General features: G+C 72.0%; 23 protein-coding genes and 1 pseudogene. 14 read left to right on the forward strand and 10 right to left on the reverse strand.

Annotated elements, in window-relative coordinates; all coding sequences use genetic code 11:
* Positions 1–8 precede the first annotated feature (8 nt).
* The 3 genes from B0E54_RS20090 to B0E54_RS20100 all read left to right on the forward strand — a co-directional run bounded on the left by B0E54_RS20090 (position 9) and on the right by B0E54_RS20100 (position 1,835).
* Positions 9–551 (forward strand): NUDIX hydrolase, encoded by a 543-nt coding sequence (locus tag B0E54_RS20090; protein ID WP_234586973.1) that lies wholly within the window; start codon positions 9–11, stop codon positions 549–551.
* Positions 548–1,414 (forward strand): sugar phosphate nucleotidyltransferase, encoded by an 867-nt coding sequence (locus tag B0E54_RS20095; RefSeq protein WP_234586975.1) that lies wholly within the window; start codon positions 548–550, stop codon positions 1,412–1,414. The genes B0E54_RS20090 and B0E54_RS20095 overlap by 4 nt, the downstream gene beginning before the upstream one ends.
* A gap of 133 nt (positions 1,415–1,547) precedes the next feature.
* A complete protein-coding gene (locus B0E54_RS20100) occupies positions 1,548–1,835 on the forward strand; it encodes an Lrp/AsnC family transcriptional regulator (protein ID WP_007463184.1) in 288 nt (95 codons plus the stop codon).
* Positions 1,836–1,921: 86 nt separating this feature from the next.
* Here B0E54_RS20100 and B0E54_RS20105 read toward each other — a convergent pair whose 3' ends face one another.
* From B0E54_RS20105 to B0E54_RS20125, 5 genes are all read right to left on the reverse strand, one after another.
* Positions 1,922–2,602 (reverse strand): DUF4142 domain-containing protein, encoded by a 681-nt coding sequence (locus B0E54_RS20105; protein WP_234586977.1) that lies wholly within the window; start codon positions 2,600–2,602, stop codon positions 1,922–1,924.
* 195 nt (positions 2,603–2,797) lie between these two features.
* Complete coding sequence (locus tag B0E54_RS20110) at positions 2,798–4,429, reverse strand: cytochrome bc complex cytochrome b subunit (RefSeq protein WP_234586979.1); 1,632 nt, start codon at positions 4,427–4,429, stop codon at positions 2,798–2,800.
* Positions 4,426–5,514: a ubiquinol-cytochrome c reductase iron-sulfur subunit gene (locus B0E54_RS20115; RefSeq protein WP_234586981.1), complete on the reverse strand. Its 1,089-nt coding sequence runs from the start codon at positions 5,512–5,514 to the stop codon at positions 4,426–4,428. Before B0E54_RS20115 ends, B0E54_RS20110 begins: the two co-directional genes overlap by 4 nt.
* Positions 5,515–5,578: 64 nt before the next feature.
* Entirely contained in the window at positions 5,579–6,415 is an 837-nt protein-coding gene (locus tag B0E54_RS20120; RefSeq protein WP_234586984.1) for a cytochrome c, read from the reverse strand.
* Positions 6,416–6,487: 72 nt separating this feature from the next.
* Positions 6,488–7,087 (reverse strand): heme-copper oxidase subunit III, encoded by a 600-nt coding sequence (locus B0E54_RS20125; protein WP_039906645.1) that lies wholly within the window; start codon positions 7,085–7,087, stop codon positions 6,488–6,490.
* Between the two features lie 108 nt (positions 7,088–7,195).
* Here B0E54_RS20125 and B0E54_RS20130 point away from each other — a divergent pair, with 108 nt between their 5' ends.
* From B0E54_RS20130 to B0E54_RS20145, 4 genes are all read left to right on the forward strand, one after another.
* Complete coding sequence (locus B0E54_RS20130; RefSeq protein WP_234586986.1) at positions 7,196–8,185, forward strand: cytochrome c oxidase assembly protein; 990 nt, start codon at positions 7,196–7,198, stop codon at positions 8,183–8,185.
* Positions 8,186–8,290: 105 nt separating this feature from the next.
* A complete protein-coding gene (locus tag B0E54_RS20135) occupies positions 8,291–8,686 on the forward strand; it encodes a hypothetical protein (RefSeq protein WP_007463197.1) in 396 nt (131 codons plus the stop codon).
* An 89-nt stretch (positions 8,687–8,775) separates the two neighbouring features.
* Positions 8,776–9,840 (forward strand): anthranilate phosphoribosyltransferase, encoded by a 1,065-nt coding sequence (trpD, locus tag B0E54_RS20140; protein ID WP_234586988.1) that lies wholly within the window; start codon positions 8,776–8,778, stop codon positions 9,838–9,840.
* 240 nt (positions 9,841–10,080) lie between these two features.
* Positions 10,081–10,287: a hypothetical protein gene (locus tag B0E54_RS20145; RefSeq protein ID WP_234586990.1), complete on the forward strand. Its 207-nt coding sequence runs from the start codon at positions 10,081–10,083 to the stop codon at positions 10,285–10,287.
* 160 nt (positions 10,288–10,447) lie between these two features.
* On the opposite strand, the gene B0E54_RS20150 is transcribed toward B0E54_RS20145, so the two are convergent.
* Together B0E54_RS20150 and coxB are read right to left on the reverse strand one after the other, a co-directional pair.
* Positions 10,448–10,873: a cytochrome c oxidase subunit 4 gene (locus B0E54_RS20150; protein WP_234586992.1), complete on the reverse strand. Its 426-nt coding sequence runs from the start codon at positions 10,871–10,873 to the stop codon at positions 10,448–10,450.
* Between the two features lie 9 nt (positions 10,874–10,882).
* The gene (coxB, locus tag B0E54_RS20155) at positions 10,883–11,854 is read right to left on the reverse strand and encodes a cytochrome c oxidase subunit II (RefSeq protein ID WP_234586994.1); all 972 of its coding nucleotides are present in this window, start codon (positions 11,852–11,854) and stop codon (positions 10,883–10,885) included.
* Between the two features lie 170 nt (positions 11,855–12,024).
* Here coxB and B0E54_RS20160 point away from each other — a divergent pair, with 170 nt between their 5' ends.
* Complete coding sequence (locus B0E54_RS20160) at positions 12,025–13,176, forward strand: aminotransferase class V-fold PLP-dependent enzyme (RefSeq protein WP_234587000.1); 1,152 nt, start codon at positions 12,025–12,027, stop codon at positions 13,174–13,176.
* Positions 13,173–13,406 (forward strand): sulfurtransferase TusA family protein, encoded by a 234-nt coding sequence (locus tag B0E54_RS20165; RefSeq protein WP_234587002.1) that lies wholly within the window; start codon positions 13,173–13,175, stop codon positions 13,404–13,406. Before B0E54_RS20160 ends, B0E54_RS20165 begins: the two co-directional genes overlap by 4 nt.
* A 207-nt stretch (positions 13,407–13,613) precedes the next feature.
* On the opposite strand, the gene B0E54_RS20170 is transcribed toward B0E54_RS20165, so the two are convergent.
* From B0E54_RS20170 to B0E54_RS20180, 3 genes are all read right to left on the reverse strand, one after another.
* Positions 13,614–14,591 carry a carbohydrate kinase family protein gene (locus B0E54_RS20170; RefSeq protein ID WP_234587004.1) on the reverse strand — a complete coding sequence of 326 codons (978 nt, stop codon included), beginning with the start codon at positions 14,589–14,591 and terminating at the stop codon, positions 13,614–13,616.
* A gap of 199 nt (positions 14,592–14,790) precedes the next feature.
* The gene (erpA, locus tag B0E54_RS20175; protein WP_234587006.1) at positions 14,791–15,159 is read right to left on the reverse strand and encodes an iron-sulfur cluster insertion protein ErpA; all 369 of its coding nucleotides are present in this window, start codon (positions 15,157–15,159) and stop codon (positions 14,791–14,793) included.
* A 182-nt stretch (positions 15,160–15,341) separates the two neighbouring features.
* Entirely contained in the window at positions 15,342–16,481 is a 1,140-nt protein-coding gene (locus B0E54_RS20180) for a glycerate kinase (RefSeq protein WP_234587009.1), read from the reverse strand.
* 68 nt (positions 16,482–16,549) lie between these two features.
* On the opposite strand from B0E54_RS20180, the gene nadA reads away from it, so the two are divergent.
* From nadA to B0E54_RS20205, 5 genes and pseudogenes are all read left to right on the forward strand, one after another.
* Positions 16,550–17,725: a quinolinate synthase NadA gene (gene nadA, locus B0E54_RS20185; protein WP_234587011.1), complete on the forward strand. Its 1,176-nt coding sequence runs from the start codon at positions 16,550–16,552 to the stop codon at positions 17,723–17,725.
* A gap of 212 nt (positions 17,726–17,937) precedes the next feature.
* Positions 17,938–19,293: a UDP-N-acetylglucosamine 1-carboxyvinyltransferase gene (gene murA, locus B0E54_RS20190; protein ID WP_308195384.1), complete on the forward strand. Its 1,356-nt coding sequence runs from the start codon at positions 17,938–17,940 to the stop codon at positions 19,291–19,293.
* Positions 19,294–19,406: 113 nt separating this feature from the next.
* Entirely contained in the window at positions 19,407–20,000 is a 594-nt protein-coding gene (locus tag B0E54_RS20195) for a DUF3043 domain-containing protein (RefSeq protein WP_234587013.1), read from the forward strand.
* 177 nt (positions 20,001–20,177) lie between these two features.
* Entirely contained in the window at positions 20,178–20,738 is a 561-nt protein-coding gene (locus tag B0E54_RS20200) for a helix-turn-helix domain-containing protein (RefSeq protein ID WP_234587016.1), read from the forward strand.
* Positions 20,739–21,112: 374 nt separating this feature from the next.
* Positions 21,113–21,991 (forward strand): annotated as a pseudogene (locus tag B0E54_RS20205) (hypothetical protein); the annotation flags it as partial.

The raw sequence follows: 21,991 nt of genomic DNA on the forward strand, positions 1-21,991 counted from the left end.
CTGGGGTCATGATCCCCCGTTCCCGCGCCACCGGTCGGGCCATCTTCTACCAGGCCTTCTACCGGCTGCCTCTGCCGGTGCGCCGTCGCCTGGTCAAGCTGGCCGTGCCCAAGTACATCGTCGGGGCGGTCACCCTGGTCCGCGATTCCGAGGCGACGGGCGCCGGCCGGCTGCTGATGCTGCGTCAACCCCCGGGCAAGGGCTGGTCACTGCCCGCCGGCCTGCTCAACCGGGCCGAGCCTCCGGTCGTGGGGGCGGCCCGGGAGCTGTTCGAGGAGTCCGGCATCCGGCTTGCACCGTCCCGGCTGCGCCCGGCGGTGCCGAACGCGATCGTGCACGCCAAGGGCTGGGTGGACATGGTCTTCGAGACGGAGGTGCCGGCGTCCAGCACCGAACTGACCGTCGACGGCGCGGAGGTCTTCGAGGCCGCCTGGCATCCGCTGGACGACCTGCCCAAGCTGACCTGGCCGACGGCCCGGCTGCTCGCCTACTACGACATCGGGCCACTGGCCGGGCAGTTCCCGCCCCCGGTGCCTGACACCGCGCCGTGAGCGCAACGGGCGGGCCGGCGGACGTCTGCGCGGTCGTGCTCGCCGCGGGTGAGGGCACCCGGCTGCGCCCGCTCACCGCGCGGGTGCCCAAGGCGCTCTGCCCGGTCGGCAACATGCCACTGCTGGACCGGGCGCTGGCCCGCCTGGCCGGCCTCGGCCTGAGCGGTCCCGCACGCGTCGCGGTGAACGCCTGCTACCTGGCCGACCAGGTGGTCGCGCACGTCGGCGATCGCGCCCACCTGTCGGTGGAGCCCGGTGACCCGCTCGGCACCGCCGGTGGGGTGGCCAACCTGCGGGACTGGATCGCCGGTCGGCCGGTGCTGGTCGGCAACGCCGACGCGTACCTGGCCGACCCCGCCACTCCCCCGGGCCCGGACGTGGCCGCGCTGCTGGACGGCTGGGACGGGGACTCCGTACGCCTGCTCGGGCAGCCCGCCCCCGACCCGACCGCGCCGGGCACCTTCGCCGGGCACTGCTTCACCGGCTTCTCGCTGCTGCCGTGGCGACTGGTCCGCGACCTGCCGGTGGTCTTCTCCGACCTGGTACGCGCGGTGTGGCGTCCGGCCGAGGCGGCCGGCGCGCTGGAGGTCGTGCCCTACCCGGGCACGTTCTACGACACCGGCACCCCCGCCGACTACCTGGCGGCCAACCTGCACGCCGCGGGCGGCGACGTGCTGGTCGACCCGGCCGCCACGGTGACCGGACGCTGCGTGGAGTCGGTGGTCGGCGCGGGCGCACGGGTCGAGGGCGACGTGCGCCGCACCGTGGTCTGGCCGGGCGCGCTCGTGCGCAGCGGCGAGCGGCTGCACGACGTGATCCGGTTCGGCGACGGCTGCACGGTGCACGCCGCCGCCCACGGCTGACCCGCACACCCGCGCCGGCGGGCTGACGGCTACCGCGCGGGGCGCGGGAGGACGGGCCTCGGGTACACCCGACCCCGGTCCCGTCGGGAACATCTAGCATGGGCGACGACGCCGACGAACGGAGAATTGCCCCGTGATCACCGCGATCGTGCTGATCGACTGCGCCACCGACGCGATCCCCGAGGTGGCGGAGACCCTGGCCAATGTCACCGGCGTCAGCGAGGTCTACTCGGTGGCCGGGCACGTCGACCTCATCGCCATCGTCCGGGTCCGCGAGTTCGACCAGATCGCACAGGTCATCGCGGGCAGCATCTCCAAGGTGCCGGGTGTGCTGAACACGGAGTCGCACATCGCGTTCCGGGCGTACTCCCAGCTCGACCTCGAGGAGACGTTCGCGATCGGCCTCGCCGACGCCGACTGACCCGCCCGGCCGCGCGGACGGCCGGCCCCGGACGTGGCGCGGCCGGTCCACCCGCGTGGGTGGACCGGCCGTCTGCTGCCGCTACGTCAGCTCTCGCTGGGAGCGGGCCGCTCGGTGGTGCCGAGGCCCGGTTCCGGGGACTCGGTGATGCCACCCGGAGCGGGCGACTCGGTGGTGGTGCCACCCGGAGCCGGTGCCGAGGTACCCGGGCTGGGCGTACCGCTGGCGCTGGTCTGCGGGACCGGAATGCCCAACTGGTTGGCGAGCTGGACCAGCTCGTCATAGTGGGCCTGCAGCGTCGGCAGGGCGGTCTGGGCCAACTGGACCACCGACTGCTCGGAACCCTGCGAGATCTCCGTCTGGGTGGCCTGGATGGCCTGGACGTGACCGGCCAGCTCACTGGTCACCCAGAGCCGGTCGAACTCCGCGCCGCTGGCGTTGTTCAGCTTGTCGATGACCGCCTGCTGGTCGGCCGTGGGCTCGTTCGGCAGTTGGACGTTGAGCTGGGACGCGGTCTGCTGCACCGTCTGGTCCAGCTGGGTGTGGTCGGTCTTGAACATCGCGCCCAGGTCCTTGACCCCCTGGTTCTGGCCCTTCTGCTGAGCCAGGTCACCGGCGGTGATCTCGAACAGGTTCACCTGGTGCACCGCCTGCAGATACTGGGTGTCCTGCGTCGACGGCTGTGCCGCGGCCTGCGCGGCCGCGGCCGGCGCGACACCTACCAGCACCAGCGCGGCCAACAGGCCGAGGCGTTTGAGACCCAACATGCTTCCCCCCCTTGAGACGTTGGACCGCACGGATACCCGGCTCACGGGGGTTATTCCTGCGATCGCCCGACGCGCGGGGTCGACCGGTCGCGCCGTGGCCGTCCGACTCCTGCTCGGATGGGCGCCGGGACACCGACAACGACGTGGCGCCCGCCGGAAGTCCGGCGGGCGCCACGAGGGGTTGCTGTCGGGAGATCAGTGGCGGGTCTCGCCGCTGCCGATCTCCGCGCGTTCTCCCCGGGGCTCGACCGGCGGGTGACCCGGCGAGACCGGTGCCTCGACCGGCTTCTCGATCGGGTAGAAGAAGCCTCGGACCGCCGGGCCGAGGGCCCCGAGCCGGTTCATCTTCTTCGGCACCACCCAGCCGACGTAGTCCAGCTCGCCGTGGCCGTCCGCGTGCCCGTTCGCCGCGCTCAGCGGCTGGTGGACCTCGACGAACCGGCCGTCCGGCAGGCGCCGGATGATGCCGGTCTCCACGCCGTGCGCGAGCACCTCCCGGTCGTGCTGCTGCAGACCCAGGCAGAGCCGGTAGGTGATGTAGTACGCCAGCGGCGGGGCGATCAGCAGGCCGACCCGGCCCGCCCACGTCATCGCGTTCAGGCTGATCTGGAACTTGTCGGCGATCACGTCGTTGGCGCCCGAGAGCGTCAACACGATGTAGAAGGCGACGGCCATGGCGCCGACGGCCGTACGGGCCGGAACGTCACGGGGCCGCTGGAGCAGGTTGTGGCTCTTGCGGTCCTTGAGGTGCCGGGCCTCCAGGAACGGGTACATCGTCGACAGGCCGACCAGGATGCCGGGAAGCACGACCGTCGGCCAGAACAGCGGCGGGATGACGTACCCGTCGCCGATCGGGATGTTGATCTGCCAGGCCGGCATGAGTCGGGTCGAACCGTCGAGGAACATGACGTACCAGTCGGGCTGGCTGGCGGCCGAGACCACCCACGCCTCGTACGGGCCGAACAGCCAGATCGGGTTGATCTGGAACAGACCGCCCAGCAGCGCGATGACGCCGAAGACGACCATGAAGAAGCCGCCCTGCTTCAGCGCGTAGCGGGGGAACATCCGCTCGCCGACCACGTTGCCGTTGGTCCGGCCGGGGCCGGGCCACTGGGTGTGCTTCTGCTTGAAGACCAGGCCCAGGTGGGCGCTGATCAGCGCGAGCAGCAGACCCGGGATCAGCAGGACGTGGGCGATGAAGAACCGGCTGATGATGATCGTGCCGGGGAACTCGCCACCGAAGATCGACGACGTGAGCCAGGAGCCGATCACCGGGATGGACAGCATGATCGCCGAGGCGATCCGCAGACCGGTACCGGACAGGCCGTCGTCCGGCAGCGAGTAGCCGGTGAAGCCGGCCAGGAAGCCGACCCAGAACAGCAGCGAGCCGATGATCCAGTTGGTCTCACGCGGCTTGCGGAACGCGCCGGTGAAGAACACCCGCAGCATGTGCACGACGATCGCGGCCATGAACAGCAGCGCCGCCCAGTGGTGCATCTGCCGCATCACCAGGCCACCGCGGACGTCGAACGACAGGTCCAGGCTGGAGGCGTACGCGGCGGACATCGGCGTGCCCTGCAACGGCGCGTAGCTGCCGTCGTAGACCACCTCGGTCATCGCCGGCTCGTAGAAGAAGGTGAGGAACACACCGGTCAGGAGCAGCACGATGAACGAGAACAGCGCGATCTCGCCCAGCAGGAACGACCAGTGGTCCGGGAAGACCTTGTTCAGCAGCCGACGGAGCGGGGTCGCCACCTGGAAGCGGTCGTCCACCCCCACCGCGGCCTTGCCCGGCGTGGCTGCCAGGTCAAACTTTCGACGCTTCATGGCCGCTCCCAGAAATCAGGCCCGACGGTCTCGGTGTAGTCGGACTTCGCCACGAAGAAGCCCTCGGAGTCCACCTCGATCGGCAGCTGCGGCAGCCGCCGGCTGGCGGGGCCGAAGACGGGCCGGGCGTTGTCGGTGATCAGGAACTGGGACTGGTGGCACGGGCAGAGCAGCCGGTTGGTCTGCTGCTCGAAGAGGCTCGCGGGGCAGCCGGCGTGCGTGCAGATCTTGGAGAACGCGGCGTAGTTGCCCCACATGTAGTCGCCGTGGCCGACCCGCTCGTTGGCCCGGCGCGACTCCTGCGCGTCCGAGTCACGCAGGTGGATCAGCAGCGTCGGCGAGTCGGCGTGCCTGTTGCTCACGCCGTGCTCGATGCCCGGGAAGACCGTCAACTGGCCGCCGGTGCTGATGTCCGCCGGGCGCACCGGGCGGCCGTCCTCGCGGACGAGCCGGATCCGCTGGCCGCCCTCGGGGGTGGCGAAGCCGGTGGTGAACATCTGGTTGTTCTTGTGCGGCTGCGAGATCAGGCCGCCGACCAGCGGCGCCGCCGCGACCGCGGCGACCGGCGCGAGACCGGCCAGCAGCGAGATGCCGAGCAGGGGACGACGCTTCACACCCAGCTCGTCGGCCATGTAGAGCATGGTCTGGCCGGTGATGGTGCGACCGTCGGCGTCCACCGCGCCCTCGTGCCGGTCCTGGATCGAGACCTCCTTGGGCAGCAACTTCTTGCCCCAGGTCAGGATGCCGAAGCCGACGGCGAGCAGCGCGATGCCGAGGGTGGCACCCAGCAGCGGCGTGTAGAACTTGTCGCCGCCGCGGCCCGGCGCGTACTGCCAGGGCCACCAGATGTAGATGGCCAGGAACGCGGTCGCCGCCAGGCCGGTGATCAGGAAGAAGCCGGCCACCACCCGGGTCAGCCGACGCTCGGCCTTGGTGCCGGGCAGCACCTGCGGCTCGTAGTGCACGATCTCGATGTCGTCCCGACGCGCGCCCTCACGGACGATGTCGAACCGGGTCAGCCTGGGGTCGTTCACGTCGAGCGGCTCCCGGCCCTGCGGGGCCTGGTGCTCGGTGTGCGTGCTCATGCCGTCACCTCGCTACGGGTGGCGCCGAGCGGCACCACGGCACTGAATCTGACGATCCGCTCGGTCACGACTTGCCCGCAATCCACAGGCTAGCGAACACGAGCGCCACAATGCCAACCAGGAAGATCGCCAGGCCCTCGGTGGACGGCCCGTACCGACCGAGGTTGAACCCGCCCGGGTCCTGGTCGGTCTTCAGCGTCTCCTGGATGTAGGCGATGATGTCGGCCTTCTGCTCCGGCGTGATCTGGTTGTCGCCGAACACCGGCATGTTCTGCGGGCCGCTCAGCATCGCCGCGTAGATCTGCCGGTCGGTGGCCGGGTGCAGGCTCGGGGCGAACTTGCCCGACGAGAGCGCGCCACCGCCACCGCCGAAGGCGTGGCACTGCGAGCAGTTGATCCGGAACAGCTCACCGCCGGCCGCGACGTTGCCGCCGTCGCGGAGGTCGTCGCCCTCGGGGACGACCGGGCCGCCACCCAGCTCCTGGATGTACTGGGCCAGCTGACGGGTCTGCTCGTCGGTGAAGACCGGCGGCTTGCGGTGCGCCTGGGCCTCCTGGCGGGCCAGCGGCATGCGGCCCGAGCTGACCTGGAACTCGACCGAGGCCGCGCCGACGCCGATCAGGCTCGGCCCGCGGCCCTCGACGCCTTGGGCGTTGCGTCCGTGGCAGGTCACACAGCTCACGTCGAACAGCGCCTTGCCCTCGGCTGCGGCGCCGGTCAGCGGCGGGTTGTCCTGCGCCTGCGCACCGGGGGCGAAGACGGTGTAGGCGCCGCCGGCGAGCATCAGCGCCGCGATCAGCCGGACCGCGGCGCCCAGCCGGCGGCGGCCCCTGCTGCGCACGGCGGGCCGCCCGCGCAAGCGCGCGAGCAGACCGCGTCGGCGGTCGTTGTCAGAAGTCATGAGCTGTGTCCTTAACCGGTTGGACCTTGTCTCAGGGGACGGAGCAGCGGCGCGGTTCGTGACGCGCCAAGATCACTGAAGCCAGTAGATCATGGCGTACAGGCCGATCCACACGACGTCGACGAAGTGCCAGTAGTACGACACGACGATCGCCGAGGTCGCCTGCGCCGGGGTGAACCGGCCCATGGTCGTGCGGACCATGAAGATGATGAAGGCGATCAGACCGCCGGTCACGTGCAGGCCGTGGAAGCCGGTCGTCAGGTAGAACATCGAGCCGTAACCGTCGACGTTGAGCTTGACGCCGTCCTCCACCAGGTGGCGGTACTCGTTCACCTGGCCGAGCACGAAGATCAGGCCCATCACGAAGGTGACGGTGAACCAGCGGCGCAGCGCGTGCACGTCACCCTTCTCCGCCGCGAAGACGCCGAGCTGGCAGGTCACCGAGGACAGCACGAGGATCACCGTGAAGGTGGTCGCGTACGGGATGTTCAGCGACTCGGTGTGCTTCTCCCACTGCTCCGGCGCTGCCGCACGGATCGAGAAGTACATCGCGAAGAGCGCCGCGAAGAACATGAGTTCGCTGGAGAGCCACACGATCGTCCCGACGCTGACCATGTTGGGTCGCGTCAGAGAGTGGATCCGGCTCTTGTCAATGGCTGGGGCCGCAGTCACGCCGTCATTATTGCCCCTGACCGGGGCCGGCGATCAGCGGGGTGGCAAACCTGCGCCTTCCGTGGCCCGGGCGTCAGGGTCCGGTTCGCCTGGCCTAGCCTGAAAAGCGTGCTGCACGTCGATCTGATCCTCGCCGCCACCTCGGCCGTCCCGGCCGATGTGCTCGCGGCCACTCCGGCCGGCCCGTCGGTGCTCGCCGCCGGGGCCGAGGCGACCCCGCCGCCGTTCACCGTCGGCGCGGTGCTCACCGAGACCCGGCTGGACAGCTGGCTGGCCCTGGGCCTGGTGCTCGCCGCCGGCCTCTACCTCTACGGGGTGCACCGGCTGCGCCTCCGCGGGGACCGCTGGCCGATCGCCCGTACGGCGTTCTTCCTCGGCCCCGGCCTCGGCGGTATCGCGCTGGTCACGGTCAGCGGGCTGCACGCCTACGACACCGCGCTGCTGTCGGTGCACATGGTCCAGCACATGGTGCTCTCCATGGTGTCGCCGATCTTCCTGGCGCTGGGCGCACCGATGACGCTCGCCCTACGGACCCTGCCCGTCGGGCCGCGCAAGCGCCTCCTGGCGATCGTGCACAGCCGCGTCGCCCGGGTCTACAGCTTCCCGCTGGTGGCGTTCGCCATCTTCGTGGTCAACCCGTTCGCGCTGTACTTCAGCGACCTGTACCGCTTCACCCTGGAACACGCCTGGGCGCACGAGCTGGTGCACGCGCACTTCATCATGACCGGCTGCGTGTTCTTCTGGCCGCTGCTCGGCCTCGACCCGCTCCCGGGCCGCTGGCCGTACCCGGCGCGGGCCCTGCTGATGCTGCTCTCCGTGCCCTTCCACACCGTGCTCGGGCTCACCATCATGCAGAGCACCACGCTCTTCGGCGGCGACTGGTACCCGTCGCTCAACCTGAGCTGGGCCGACCCCAAGGCCGACCAGGTGGTCGCCGGGGGCATCCTCTGGGCCGGCGGTGAGTTCGTCAGTGTGACCATGCTCGCGGTGCTGGTCGTGCAGTGGGTGAAGCAGTCCGAACGGGAGGCCCGCCGGGTGGACCGCGAGCTGGACCGCCAGGAGGCCCGCGAGCGCGCCGCCGACGCCGCGACGACCTGAGCTGCGCAGACGGTACGCCAGCGGCCGAGCGTCGGGCGGGATGTCGACTACGTCACGTCGACCGGTACGATCGGCGGGCAGCTACGAGGTGGGAGCCTGTCAGCCATGAGCGATCGTCTGTGCACCGTCCTGCTCTACAGCGACGACCCGCAGGTCCGTGACCGGATGCGGCTCGCTGTCGGCACCCGGCCCGCCCCCGGGCTGCAGATCGAGTTCGTCGACGCGTCGACGTACGCCGAGACCATCCGGCTGGTCGACGACTACGAGATCGACCTGCTGGTGCTCGACGGTGAGGCGAGCCCCGGCGGCGGCATCGGCATCGCCCGCCAGATCAAGGACGATCGGGACGACGCCCCTCCCACCTGCCTGGTGATCGCCCGCGCCGCGGACCGATGGCTCGCCGCGTACGCCGAGGTCGACGCGACGCTGGTGCACCCGCTCGACCCGGTGACCACCGGCAGCACGGTGGCCGAGCTGCTGCGGACGCACGCACCCGCCTGACGTCCCCCGCTCTCCGGCACCGACACGGCGCCGGACCAGCCGGCGCCGATTCCAGCCCACCCGCACTTCGTACGCTCGGGAGGCCCGCAATGGGCGATCGGACCTGGCCGCACCTGCTCAACTCGCTGCTGCGCGGCGAGGAGCTGTCCACCGCCGACACCGCCTGGGCCATGGGCGAGATCATGGCCGGCTCGGCGGGCGCCGCGCAGGTCGCCGGCTTCGCCGTGGCGCTGCGGGCCAAGGGCGAGACCTCGGCCGAACTGGCCGGCCTGGTGGAGACCATGCTGAGCCGGGCCGTCCCGGTCGACCTGCCCGACGACCTGCGGTCGACCGCTCTGGACGTGGTGGGCACCGGCGGTGACCTCGCCCACACGGTCAACATCTCCACCATGGCCGCCCTGGTCGTGGCGGGCGCCGGTGTCCGGGTGGTCAAGCACGGCAACCGGGCGGCGTCCTCCTCCTGCGGCACCGCCGACCTGCTGGAGTTCCTCGGCGTCCCGCTGGACCTCGACCCGGACGCCATCGTGCGCTGCGTCACCGAGGCCGGGATCGGGTTCTGCTTCGCCGCCCGGTTCCACCCGGGAATGCGGCACACCGGGCCGGTCCGCCGGGAGCTGGGCGTCCCCACCGTGTTCAACTTCCTCGGCCCGCTCACCAACCCGGCCCGCCCGCGCGCCGGCGCCGTCGGCTGCTTCGACGCACGGATGGCGTCGGTGATGGCCGGCGTGTTCGCCGCCCGGGGTGACTCGGTGCTGGTGATGCGCGGCGAGGACGGGCTGGACGAGTTCACCACTGCCGCGCCGACCCGGGTGTGGGCGGCACAGGGCGGCACCGTACGCGAGGCTGTGCTGGACGCGACCGACCTGGGGGTACCCCGGTCCACCCTCGGTGACCTGCGCGGCGGTGACGCCGCGTACAACGCCGGCGTGGCCCGTCGCCTGCTGGCCGGTGAGACCGGCCCGGTCCGCGACGCGGTGCTGGTCAACGCGGCGGCGGCGCTCGCGACCCAGGGTCCGCTGGACGGCGACCTGACCGAGGCGCTGCGCGCCGGCCTGGACCGCGCCGCCGAGTCGATCGACTCGGGCGCGGCGGCGGCCACCCTGGACCGCTGGATCGAGACCGCCACGACCGCCGAGGCGGCCACCACCGCCTGATCCGCCGCCCGGGACGCGCGCGTCCCGGGCGATCCAACCGGGGTTCCTGGACAGGTGTCCGGCCGAACGCGGGGCGGCCCACGTCCGGGTGGCGTTGGTGCCCGGCGGACGGTGCGCGGACGGCCGGCGCGGAGATTTGTCGGACCCGCGTGGGAAACTACAGGCGAGTAGTTCTCCGCTTCCGATGTGCGTCGCTGTCGCATTTCGGCTGCGGCTCGCCTGGAGTGAGAGGAGACGCCCGTGTCGCACCGCGATCTCTACTGCGACGTCTGCGAGGGCGTGGCACCGTTCGAGGCGCCGCCCTGCGCCGACGGCCACGGCAGCGACTGTCCCGAGCTGATCTGCACCGGTTGCGGCGCGGCCGTGGTGATCGCCACGTTCGCCGCCCCCGTCACCCGGCTGGCCGACCGTCGCCGTCGCCAGCCCACCCGGCGCCGCGCCGCCTGACCCGCGCCGCCCCGACCGGCCCCGCAACGCCGGTGGGCCGCCACCCCCACGGCGCCGACGCGGCCGCATCCGGATGCGCCACGACGAAGGCCCGCTCCCCCGAGGAGGGTGCGGGCCTTCGTGGCGGTACGGGGTCGGTCGCGCCGGGCGACCGGGTGGATCAGTGCTCGGCGGTGCGCCGGGTGCCGGTGTAGTACTCGAACAGCAGGCCACAGGCGGCGAAGACGACCGCCACCAGGCCGGCGCCGATCAGCCAGAACTGCCAGAACACCATGCCCAGCGCGGCGATCGCGGCGGCCAGCGCCAGACCGAACGGCCAGTAGCTGCCCGGGCTGAAGAAGCCGACCTCACCCGCGCCATCGGCGATCTCGGCGTCCGGCCGGTCCTCCGGACGCAGATCGATACGGCGGGAGACGAACCAGAAGAAGCCACCGCACATCGAGCAGAGCAGGAACGACAGCAGCAGGGCGACGGTGCCCACCCACTCGATGTTGCCGGACTCACCGTGGGTCCAGGCGCCGTAGAGGATGGTCGCGCCGAAGAGGAACCCGGCGATGATCAGGAAGATACGCCACTCGGTCTTCATGCGGCTGCCTCAGCTTCCCGTGCCGGCCGGAGCGTCGTCCGGGTTGAAGTTGCTCTGCGTCCGTCGGGTGTCGAACGGCTGCGTGGTCTCCGCGTACGGCTGCTCGCCGATCGCGGCCAGCGCGTCCTGAGTCGACTTGCCGCTCTGCTTCGCCGCGAGGAACTGGTCGTACTTCTCCGGCGAGACCACCCGCAGTTCGAAGTTCATGAACGCGTGGTAGCTGCCGCACAGCTCGGCGCAGCGGCCGACGTACGCGCCCTCGGCGTCCAGGCTGGAGACCTCGAAGACGTTGCGGATCTTGCCCGGCATGACGTCCCGCTTGAACAGCAGCTCCGGCACCCAGAAGGAGTGGATGACGTCGCGGCTGGTCTCCTCGAACCGGATGGACCGGTTGGTCGGCAGCACGAGCACCGGGATGACCTCACTGGTGCCGAGCGTCGACGCGGTGGTCTTGGCTTCCGTGCCCTGACCGTCGCGGTAGTTGAACTGCCAGTTCCACTTGAAGGCGACGACCTCGACCGTGACGTCCGGGTTCTTCGACAACTTGTCGACGTCGGTCTGCACGATCGCCGTGTAGTAGAAGAGCACGGAGACGATCAGGATCGGCGCGATGGTGTAGAGGAACTCCATCGGCAGGTTGTAGCGCGTCTGCACCGGCAGCGCGTTGCCGCGCTTGCGGTAGCGCACGACACACCAGAAGATCAGGCCCCACACGAAGACGCCGACCGCGAGCGCGGCGACGCAGGAGGCGATCCACAGGTCGTACATCCGGTGCGACTCGGCCGAGATGCCGCCCTGCGGCCAACCGAAGCCGTCGAACGTCTGGCCCACGTCACAGCCCGTGAGCAGAACCAGCAGTGCCACGCCCCCGAGACCGAGCCCGGCCAACCGACCAGCACCGCGTCCCCGGCGTCCACCGACCCCTGGGGCAGCACCGTGCCGTACGGCCGACGGCCGTACCTCCGAACTCCTTGCGACCACCTGGTCCTGCCTCCCTAGCGCGCCGCGGTGCGTCTTTCCTGCGCACCGGCGGCAAAGGCGTCACCGACGGTCGCAGATTACTCGACCATGACGGACTCGGCCGTGGTGGGGTCACTGTCCGCCCCCATCGGGGGGATCCTGGGCATAACGTCGCGATAGCGTACTGATCCGTGAGCGCCTCTTCGGTCTACCTGGACGCGGCGACCGCCGCGCCCCTGCATCCGGTCGCCAGGCAGGCGCTGCTGGCCGCCCTGGAGGACGGCTGGGCCGACCCGGGGAAGCTCTACAGCCAGGCACGCCGCGCGCGGCAACTGCTCGACGCCGCCCGCGAGGCGGCCGCGCAGACGCTCGGCGTCCGCGCCGACGAGCTGTCCTTCACCAGCAGCGGTACGACCGCAGCCCACGGCGCGGTGCTCGGTGGCCTGGCGGGACGGCACCGGGCCGGGGCGACCCTGGTGCACTCCGCGATCGAACACTCCGCAGTCCTGCACGCCGCCGAGCGGCACGTCGCGGCCGGCGGCGTCGCCCACGCGGTGCCCGTCGACCGGGTGGGTCGGCTGGATCTGGCCGAGTGGTCGACGGCCGTCCGGGCGCCCGGCGTCGCACTGGCCGCGCTGATCACCGCCAGTCACGAGGTGGGCACCGTGCAGCCGGTCGCCGAGGCGGCGGCCGTCAGCGCCGACGTCGGGGTGCCGCTCTACGTCGACGCGGCCCAGTCGGTCGGGCGGGTGCCCCTGCCGGCCGGCTGGTCCATGCTCAGCGCCAGCGCCCACAAGTGGGGCGGGCCACCCGGGGTGGGGCTGCTGGCGGTCCGCAAGGGCACCCGCTGGGAGTCGCCCTGGCCGGCCGACGAGCGCGAGGGTGGGCGTACCCCAGGGGTGGTGAACCTGCCCGCGGTGGTGGCGGCGGCGGCGAGCCTGCGCGCGGCGGCGGCCGACGCGGCGGCCGAGGAGGCCCGGCTGGCGCCGCTGGTGGACCGGATCCGGGCGCGGGTGGCGGCCGAGGTGCCCGACGTCGAGGTGGTCGGCGACCCGGTCCTGCGCCTGCCGCACCTGGTGACGTTCTCCTGCCTGTACGTCGACGGCGAGACGCTGCTGCACGCGCTGGACCGGCGGGGGTTCGCGGTGTCGTCCGGCTCGTCCTGCACGTCGTCCACCCTGCGGCCGTCGCACGTGCTGGAGGCGATGGGAGTGCTCTCGCACGGCAACGTCCGGGTCAGCCTGCACCGGGACACGACCGAATCCGACGTCGAGCGGTTCCTCGCCGAACTGCCCGGGATCGTCGCCGGGCTGCGCGCCGACGCCGGGGTGGTGGGGCTGTGACGATGCCGGACGAGGTGCTGGACTGCCGGGGCCAGCGCTGCCCGCTGCCGGTGATTGCGGCGGCCCGCCGGATGCCGCAGGTGCCGGTCGGCACGGTGGTGCGGGTACTCGCCGACGACCCGGCCGCGGCGGTGGACATTCCCGCCTGGTGCCGGATGCGCGGCCAGGAGTTCCTCGGCGCGGTGACCGGCCCGGACGGCCCCGCCTACGACATCCGCCGCACCCACTAACCCCACCCACACCCCGCCCCGCCCCGGCCCCGCGATCCCGGCCCGGCCCGGCCCGGCCCCGGCGATCCCGGCCCCCGCGCCCCGGCCACCCCACTCCGGCGTCGATCATGGAGTTGTGGTGGGCGAAAAGTCACCTTCTGCGGCCTTTGTCCCCACCACAACTCCATGATCAACACGGCAGGGGCGGGCGGGAGGGTGGGGCGGGGGTTACGGGAGGAGGTGGGGGCGGATCTCTTCGGCGGCGGCGTCGCCGTAGGACTCGGCGAGGCGCTTGACGAACAGGTCGCGGCGGACGTCGTACTCCTGGGTGCCCACCGTCTCCAGGACCAGCGTGGCCAGCAGGGAGCCGACCTGGGCGGCCCGCTCAAGGCCGAGGCCCCAGGAGAGCGCGGTGAAGAAACCGGCCCGGAAGCCGTCGCCCACCCCGGTCGGGTCGACCGCCCGGATCTCCCGGGCGATGGGCACGTGGATCGGGTCGATGCCGCGGCCGGCGATCTCCACGCCGTCCTTGCCCAGCGTGGTGACCCGCACCTTGACCAGGTCCAGCAGCTGGTCGTCGGTCAGCTGCGCCTTGCTCTGCAGCAGCGACTTCTCGTAGTCGTTGGTCATCAGGTACTCGGCGCCCTCGATCAGCGCCACCACGTCCTCGCCGGGCATCCGGGCGAGCTGCTGGGAGGGGTCGGCGGCGAAGGCGTACCCACGGCTGCGGCACTCGGCCGAGTGCCGCAGCATCGCCTCCGGGTCGTTGGCGCTGACCAGCACCAGGTCCAGCCCGCCGAGCCGGTCGGCGACGGGGGCCAGCTCGATGTTGCGGGCCTCGCTCATCGCACCCGCGTAGAACGACGCGATCTGGCACATGTCGGTGTCGGTGGTGCAGACGAACCGCGCCGTGTGCGCCACCTCACTGATGTGCACGGAGTCACAGTCAACGCCGTGCCGCTCCAGCCAGGAGCGGTAGTCGGCGAAGTCCGCGCCCACCGCCCCGAGCAGCACCGGGCGCAGCCCGAGCTGCCCCATGCCGAAGGAGATGTTCGCCGCGACCCCGCCACGGCGGAGCACCAGGTCGTCCACCAGGAAGGAGAGGGAAACCTTGTGCAGCTGATCGGCGATGAGCTGGTCGGCGAACCGACCCGGGAAGCTCATCAGGTGATCGGTGGCGATCGAGCCGGTCACGGCGATCTTCATGTCAACCCTCAGGGTCGGGAGCAGGGCGCGGTCAGCCTACCGGCCCGGCAACCCGGACGTGTCCGGTCGGTCGGGCAACGGCAACCGCCCGTCCACCCGTGCACCCGGGCCACCCGGGACCGCTCCCACCATCAGCCCGACATGACGACGGGGCCGTCCCGAAGGACGGCCCCGTCGTCGGTGGTACGTGGTGCGCGACTCAGTTGAACGAGTCGCCGCAGGCGCAGGAGTTGCCCGCGTTGGGGTTGTCGATGGTGAAGCCCTGGGCGTCGATCCGGTCGGCGAAGTCGATCGTCGCGCCGGACAGGTAAGGGGCGCTCATCCGGTCGACGACGACCTCGACGCCACCGAAGTCGCTGACGACGTCACCGTCGAGCGAACGCTCGTCGAAGAAGAGCTGGTACCGCAGGCCGGAGCAGCCACCCGGCTGCACCGCGACGCGGAGCCGCAGGTCGTCGCGGCCCTCCTGCTCGATCAGGGCCTTGACCTTCTGCGCCGCGACGTCGGTGAGGACGACGGAAGTAGGGGCCTGGGCCTCGGTCGACTCGGTCTGCGCTGGCGTGGTCACGTGGAAGTCTCCCTGCGCGGTTTTGGGTCCGGACGCACTGGCCAACGTCGCGCGCCGTCCAGTGATTCCCGGTTGTGGTCCGGTTCCGATCGTACGCCGCCCCGGCCCGACGTACCCGCGTGGCGGGACCAGCGCCCCAGGTCGGCCCGGACGCGACGGCCTGGAGCGGGTCGGTGGAGCGCTCAGCGGCTCCACTGCCGGGCCAGTCGGGCGCCCAGCTCGCGCAGCCCGTCGGCGGGACGGCTCAACGCGGCGTCGAGCCCGCCGGCCTGCTCCCCACCGAAGTGCTCGACCAGGCTGTACGCGTCGGTCACCCCCGCCGAGGCGGCCTCCCGTCGGCCGGTGCTGACCTGCCCGGCCACCACCACGCAGGGCACCCCACGATCCCGGGCGGCGCCGGCCACCCCTGCGACGACCTTGCCGCGCAGCGACTGGTGGTCGAAGGACCCCTCCCCGGTGATCACCAGGTCGGCGGTGTCGAGCGCGGCGTCCAGCCGGGTGGCCCGGGTGACCAGGCCGATGCCCGACTCGCAGGCGCCGCCGAGCGCGAGGATGGCCGCGCCGAGGCCGCCGGCGGCCCCACCGCCGGGCAGTGCGCCGAGCCCCGCCGGGCAGCCGGGGAGGTCCCGCACCAGCACCGCCGCGAAACGCTCCAGGGCCGCGTCGAGCAGCAGCACGTCGGCGCGGTCGGCGCCCTTCTGCGGGCCGAACACGTTGCTCGCGCCGTGCAGGCCGAGCAGCGGGTTGTCCACGTCGGTGGCGGCGACGAGCCGGGCGCCGCGCAGCCGGGGAGCGCCGTCGAGGGCGTCGACCAGGGCCAGGGCCGCCCCGCCGTACGGCAGCGCCGCGCCCGTGGCGTCGAGGGGCGTCGCGCCCAGCGCGGCGAGCATGCCGGCGCCGGCGTCGTTGGTGGCGGAGCCGCCCAGCCCGATCACCACCGTCCGGGCCCCGCTCTCCACGGCGGCGGTCACCAGCAGACCCAGCCCGTACGACGTGGTGGTCTTCGGGTCGCGCTCGGCCGCGGAGAGCAGGTGCAGGCCGCAGGCCTGCGCGCTCTCCAGGTAGGCCGTCGTGCCGTCGACGGTGAGCAGGATCTCACCGGCCGCGGGCCGGCCCAGCGGGTCGACTGTCGGCACCGTCACCCGCCGGCCGCCGAGCGCCTCGGCGAGCACCTCCACGAAGCCGGGCCCGCCGTCGGCGAGTGGCCGGATCAGCAGCTCGTCACCATCGGCGACGCTGCGCCAACCGTCCGCCACCGCGGCGGCGACCTCCGGTGCGGGCAGGGTGCCGGCGAACTTGTCCGGGCAGAGCAGCACGCGCATGTCGAGCAGTGTGGCAGCCCACACCGAGCGGAGCTGCGGCGCGCTCGCGCTGTGGGACCATGGGCTACGTGACTTCGACCTGGGTGGAACCCTCCAACACGGCGACGGCTCTGCTGCTGCTCGGCCGGGGCAGCGACCCCGACACCGAGCGCGGCGTCGAGTGTCCGGGCGACCTGCCGGCGCCGAGCGACCCGGATCTGGTGGCCCGTGCCACGGCGGCGAAGGCGAAGCTGGGCAGCAAGGTGTTCGTGCTGGGGCACCACTACCAGCGCGACGAGGTGATCCAGTTCGCGGACGTGACAGGCGACTCGTTCAAGCTGGCCCGGGAGGCCGCGGCCCGGCCGGACGCCGAGTACATCGTCTTCTGCGGCGTGCACTTCATGGCCGAGAGCGCCGACATCCTCACCACGGACGCGCAGCGGGTGATCCTTCCCGACCTGGCCGCTGGCTGTTCGATGGCGGACATGGCCGTGCTGGGTCAGGTCGAGGCCGCCTGGGACACGCTCACCGAGCTGGGCATCGCCGCCGAGACCGTCCCGGTGACGTACATGAACTCCTCGGCCGACATCAAGGGTTTCGTCGGCCGCAACGGCGGCGTGGTCTGCACCTCGTCCAACGCCAAGCGCGCCCTGGACTGGGCGTTCGAGCAGGGCTCGAAGGTGCTCTTCCTGCCGGACCAGCACCTGGGCCGCAACACGGCGGTGCTGGAGATGGGCCTGTCGCTGGACGACTGCGTGCTCTACGACCCGCACAAGCCCGGTGGCGGGCTCACGCCGGAGCAGCTGCGTGACGCCAAGATGATCCTGTGGCGGGGGCACTGCTCGGTGCACGGCCGGTTCACCCTGGAGAGCGTCAACGACGTGCGGGCGCGGGTGCCCGGGGTCAACGTGCTGGTCCACCCGGAGTGCCGGCACGAGGTGGTCACGGCCGCCGATCACGTCGGCTCGACCGAGTACATCATCAAGACCATCGAGGCGGCGCCGGCCGGCTCGGCGTGGGCGCTGGGCACCGAACTGAACCTGGTCCGCCGGTTGGCGCTGGCCCACCCGGACAAGCAGATCATGTTCCTGGACAAGGCGGTCTGCTACTGCTCGACCATGAACCGGATCGATCTGCCGCACCTCGTCTGGGCCCTGGAGGAGCTGGTCGCGGGTCGGGTCGTCAACCAGATCACTGTCGACGCCGACACCGCGCACCACGCCCGGGTGGCGCTGGACCAGATGCTCGCCCTGCCCGGTGCGTGATCACGATCTGTGACGTCCTTGGTACGCAAAAGTGCCGGATCACCGATTAATGCCACACACGCCGGTCTGACCGAGTCCTTTTTCGTCACCGAGGGCTATGCTGCCGAGGCGAGGACGCAAGCGGGCCGTTTCGATATGGCCGCATCCGGGGTAGCGACAGAGTTCAGGCTCCCCACCATCAACACAGCAGCACCGACGCGCTGGAGGTTGCGTTGACCGACGACGTCCTGATCGTGCATGGAGGCACTCCGCTCGAAGGGCGGATCCGCGTGCGCGGCGCGAAGAACCTGGTTTCGAAGGCGATGGTCGCCGCACTGCTGGGCGACAGCCCGAGCCGGCTGTTCGACGTGCCGAAGATCCGCGACGTCGAGGTGGTCCGGGGTCTGCTCGGTCTGCACGGCGTCAAGGTGACCGACGGCGCCGAGGACGGCGAGCTCGTCTTCGACCCGGCGAACGTGGAAAGCGCCAGCACCGACCAGATCAACGTGCACGCCGGTTCGAGCCGGATCCCGATCCTGTTCTGCGGGCCGCTGCTGCACCGGCTCGGGCACGCGTTCATCCCGGATCTGGGCGGCTGCCACATCGGCCCGCGCCCGATCGACTTCCACCTGCAGGCGCTGCGGGAGTTCGGCGCGACTGTCGACAAGCGGCCCGAGGGTCTGCACCTGTCCGCGCCGAACGGCCTGCACGGCACCAAGTTCGCCCTGCCGTACCCGAGCGTCGGCGCCACCGAGCAGGTGCTGCTGACCGCGGTGATGGCCGAGGGTGTCACCGAGCTGCGCAACGCCGCGGTGGAGCCGGAGATCATCGACCTGATCTGCATCCTGCAGAAGATGGGCGCGATCATCAAGGTCCACACCGACCGGGTGATCGAGATCCAGGGCGTGCCGAAGCTGCACGGGTACACCCACCGCCCGATCCCCGACCGGATCGAGGCCGCCAGCTGGGCCGCGGCCGCGCTGGCCACCCGTGGCCACGTCGAGGTGCTCGGCGCGCAGCAGGCCGACATGATGACCTTCCTGAACATCTTCCGGTCCGTCGGCGGCGAGTACGAGGTCACCGACACCCGGCCGCCGAAGCTGGGCGACCCGGGCCAGGAGGGCGGCATCCGCTTCTGGCACCCCGGCGGCGAGCTGAACGCGGTGGCGCTGGAGACCGACGTCCACCCCGGCTTCATGACCGACTGGCAGCAGCCGCTGGTCGTGGCGCTGACCCAGGCCCGCGGCCTGTCGATCGTGCACGAGACGGTCTACGAGCAGCGGCTGGGCTACACCGAGGCGCTGAACTCGATGGGCGCCAACATCCAGGTCTACCGGGACTGCCTCGGCGGCACCCCGTGCCGCTTCGGCCGGCGCAACTTCAAGCACTCGGCGGTGATCGCCGGGCCGAGCAAGCTGCACGCCGCCGACCTGGTCATCCCGGACCTGCGGGCCGGGTTCAGCCACCTGATCGCGGCGCTCGCCGCGGAGGGCACCTCCCGGGTGTACGGCGTCGACCTGATCAACCGCGGCTACGAGGACTTCGAGGCGAAGCTCGCCGACCTGGGCGCGCACGCCGAGCGTCCGTAACCTCTCGTACCAATCGTTCGGCCCCGACGGCTCCAGGTCGCGCTGCGACCTGGAGCCGTCCGCCGCCGTACCGCGATGTGCACCGGGCGCGGACCGTTGGCTACCCTTGCCGCGTGCCGTCGCTCTTTCGCCGCAAGTCCACCGACCTCGTCGACGAGGCCGTCTCCTCGGTGACCTCCGAGGAGACCGCCGAACGTCCCCGGGGTTACACCCCGGCCAAGGGTCGGGAGACGCCGAAGCGGCCGACCGTCGGCCGTCGCCCGGCCGGCCCCACCCGTCCCCTCACGAAGGAGGAGGAGCGGGAGCGGCGCCGCCAGCTGCGTACCGAGGCCGCGGCCGAGTTCCGCCGCGAGGGTGGCCCCCGCGACCGGGGCCCGGAGCGGCTGCTGGCACGCAACGTGGTCGACTCCCGGCGTACCGTCGGCACCTGGTTCTTCGGCGGCGCGCTGATCGTGCTGATCGGCTCGAACGCGGCGATGCCGCCGGTGGTGCGGCTGATCTCCAACGTGCTCTGGGGCGCGCTGGCCCTGGGTGTGGTCGTCGACTCGCTGCTGATCTGCCGCAAGATCGGCAAGCTGGTCCGGGAGCGCTTCCCGAAGAGCGACCAGCGGATGGGCTCGCTCTATCTCTACGCCGTGATGCGGTCGATCACCTTCCGGCGGATGCGCGCTCCGGCTCCTCAGGTCAACCTCGGCGACAAGGTCTGATCCCGGCTCCGGCGGGCCCCCGTCGTCCCGGCGGCGGCTCCGGCCGCGTTGGGGGCAAAGCACAGCGGGAAGCATCCGGGCCGCGGCTGTTCGTTGTACCGTGCGCGTAGTTCATCACGGTGAACAGGTCGCCCGTTGTTCGTCACCGCGAACGTTGATCCACTGGAGCGAACACGCATGCCTGGAGAACCGGCTGCCCCGTTGGCCACCATCGCTGCCGCGCTGCGCCGCGAACGGGAACGCGTCGGTGTCTCACTGGCCGAGCTGGCTCATCGGGCGGGGGTGGCGGAGTCGACGCTCGCCCACCTGGAGTCGGGGACCGGCAATCCGAGCGTCGAGACGCTCTGGGCGATCGGTGTGGCGCTGGGCGTCCCGATCAGCCGGCTCGTGGAGCCGGGCGACGTCGACATCCGGGTGATCCGCGCCGGGGAGGGGCCCCGGGTCGGTTCCGAACAGGCCGACTTCACCGGGACGCTGCTCAGCGCCGGCACGGCGCACCTGCGCCGGGACGTCTACCTGATCGAGTTGGAGCCGGGCGCGGTCCGGGAGGCGGACGGGCACACCCCGCGCAGCATCGAGCACGTGGTGGTGGCCGCCGGGCGGCTGCGCGTCGGCCCCGAGGCGGGCACCGTGGACCTCGGTCCGGGTGACTACGCGACGTTCCCCGGCGACACACCGCACCGGTACGAGGCGCTGGTCCCCGGCACCTTCGCCGTCCTCGTCATGGAGCATCCCTGACCCGATGCTCCGGTCCACCCGGCTGGCGGGTGGGGTATCGTCGAAGGTCAGATTGGGTTATCGACCTAAATGTCCGGAACCATCGGATAACGTTTGCGCTCGTGGACGGTGCCACAGTGGCGGTGAACGAGCCCACGCCGTTACCCTCCATCCGCAGCCACGCCCTGCCGGAACGGGCGACCCGACCGGCACGCGAGGCCCCAGCGCGACAATGTGCAACGAGGTGACAACGCCGTGAGCGAGCGGACGCGAGCCGGCCACCGGGGCGTGGCAGGCGGCGACCGGACGCCCATGGGTCAGCGGGGCCCGACCTCGGCCACCTCACCGTCGACGGGGAGCGGCCACGCGGCCGGGTGTGGCGACGGGCTCGACGGATGAACGGCCGCTACACCGACCGGTGGCGGGACCCGAACGAGCCGTCCTGGGTGGTCGAGCCGACCACCGAGTGGCACCCCCAGTTCCCCGGCCAGCGCTACCCCGGCGACATCGGCGTCACCCACCAGCCCGCACCGCCGCGCGGACGGGCGACAGTGGTCGGTCGTACCGAGGTGCCGCCGCTCGCGCCCACCCGACCGGACGGCACCTACCTCGGCCGCTCCTGGGCCGACGAGCCTCCGGGCGAGCCGGCCCCCAACGGCCGGTGGGGGCCGGACGACGAGCCGGGTGAGACTTCGTCCTACGGCTGGTCGCGCGGTGACGAGCGCCCCGCCGACACGGCGCACCACGGCCGATCCGAGACACCGCACTACGACCATGAGCCGTACCGTCGGCCGCTCCCCGAGCCGCCCCGACGCGAGGAGCGCCGCTCCCCCGAGTCGGACCGGCGGACCGCCTGGTCCGACCGGCGTCCCGGCGACGACCGGGGGCCGGCCCGGGAGGCCGCCTGGCACCGCGAGCAGCCCACTTCCGAGCGGTACGACGGCCGTGCGTCCCGACCCGAGCCGGTCGACCGGGACCGGGCGTACCCGACGGCGCCACCCGTCTCCCCCGGGCCCTACTCCCCCGCACCGCGCGGTGACTCCGGCTGGGTGCCCGAGCCGAACGAGGCGCCGCGCCGGCGCGGCACGTCGGAGCGGCCGGCCGCGAGTCACGACCGGCGCCCCGGCGACGGGTACGGCACCCGACCGGCCAGGGGCCACGACGGCCGCCCGACCGACGGTTGGGCCGCCGAGGGGGCCGGCCAGTGGGCACCGGTGGACAGCCGGTCCCGCTACCGCGCCGACGGCCACCCCGACCGCCTCCCCGACGAGGCC

This window comes from Micromonospora sp. MH99 (assembly GCF_021442385.1).
Taxonomy (GTDB): domain Bacteria; phylum Actinomycetota; class Actinomycetes; order Mycobacteriales; family Micromonosporaceae; genus Micromonospora.

Bases quoted from the DNA above. Each gene is read 5' to 3' on its own strand.
- B0E54_RS20135 (WP_007463197.1), top strand. From the start codon at position 8,291: ATGAGCGATCGTCTGTGCACCGTCCTGCTCTACAGCGACGACCCGCAG.
- B0E54_RS20115 (WP_234586981.1), bottom strand. From the start codon at position 5,514: ATGAGCACGCACACCGAGCACCAGGCCCCGCAGGGCCGGGAGCCGCTC.
- B0E54_RS20110 (WP_234586979.1), bottom strand. From the start codon at position 4,429: ATGAAGCGTCGAAAGTTTGACCTGGCAGCCACGCCGGGCAAGGCCGCG.
- B0E54_RS20180 (WP_234587009.1), bottom strand. From the start codon at position 16,481: ATGCGCGTGCTGCTCTGCCCGGACAAGTTCGCCGGCACCCTGCCCGCA.
- trpD (WP_234586988.1), top strand. From the start codon at position 8,776: ATGGGCGATCGGACCTGGCCGCACCTGCTCAACTCGCTGCTGCGCGGC.
- B0E54_RS20200 (WP_234587016.1), top strand. From the start codon at position 20,178: ATGCCTGGAGAACCGGCTGCCCCGTTGGCCACCATCGCTGCCGCGCTG.
- B0E54_RS20170 (WP_234587004.1), bottom strand. From the start codon at position 14,591: ATGAAGATCGCCGTGACCGGCTCGATCGCCACCGATCACCTGATGAGC.
- B0E54_RS20120 (WP_234586984.1), bottom strand. From the start codon at position 6,415: ATGACTTCTGACAACGACCGCCGACGCGGTCTGCTCGCGCGCTTGCGC.
- B0E54_RS20105 (WP_234586977.1), bottom strand. From the start codon at position 2,602: ATGTTGGGTCTCAAACGCCTCGGCCTGTTGGCCGCGCTGGTGCTGGTA.
- B0E54_RS20090 (WP_234586973.1), top strand. From the start codon at position 9: ATGATCCCCCGTTCCCGCGCCACCGGTCGGGCCATCTTCTACCAGGCC.
- B0E54_RS20150 (WP_234586992.1), bottom strand. From the start codon at position 10,873: ATGAAGACCGAGTGGCGTATCTTCCTGATCATCGCCGGGTTCCTCTTC.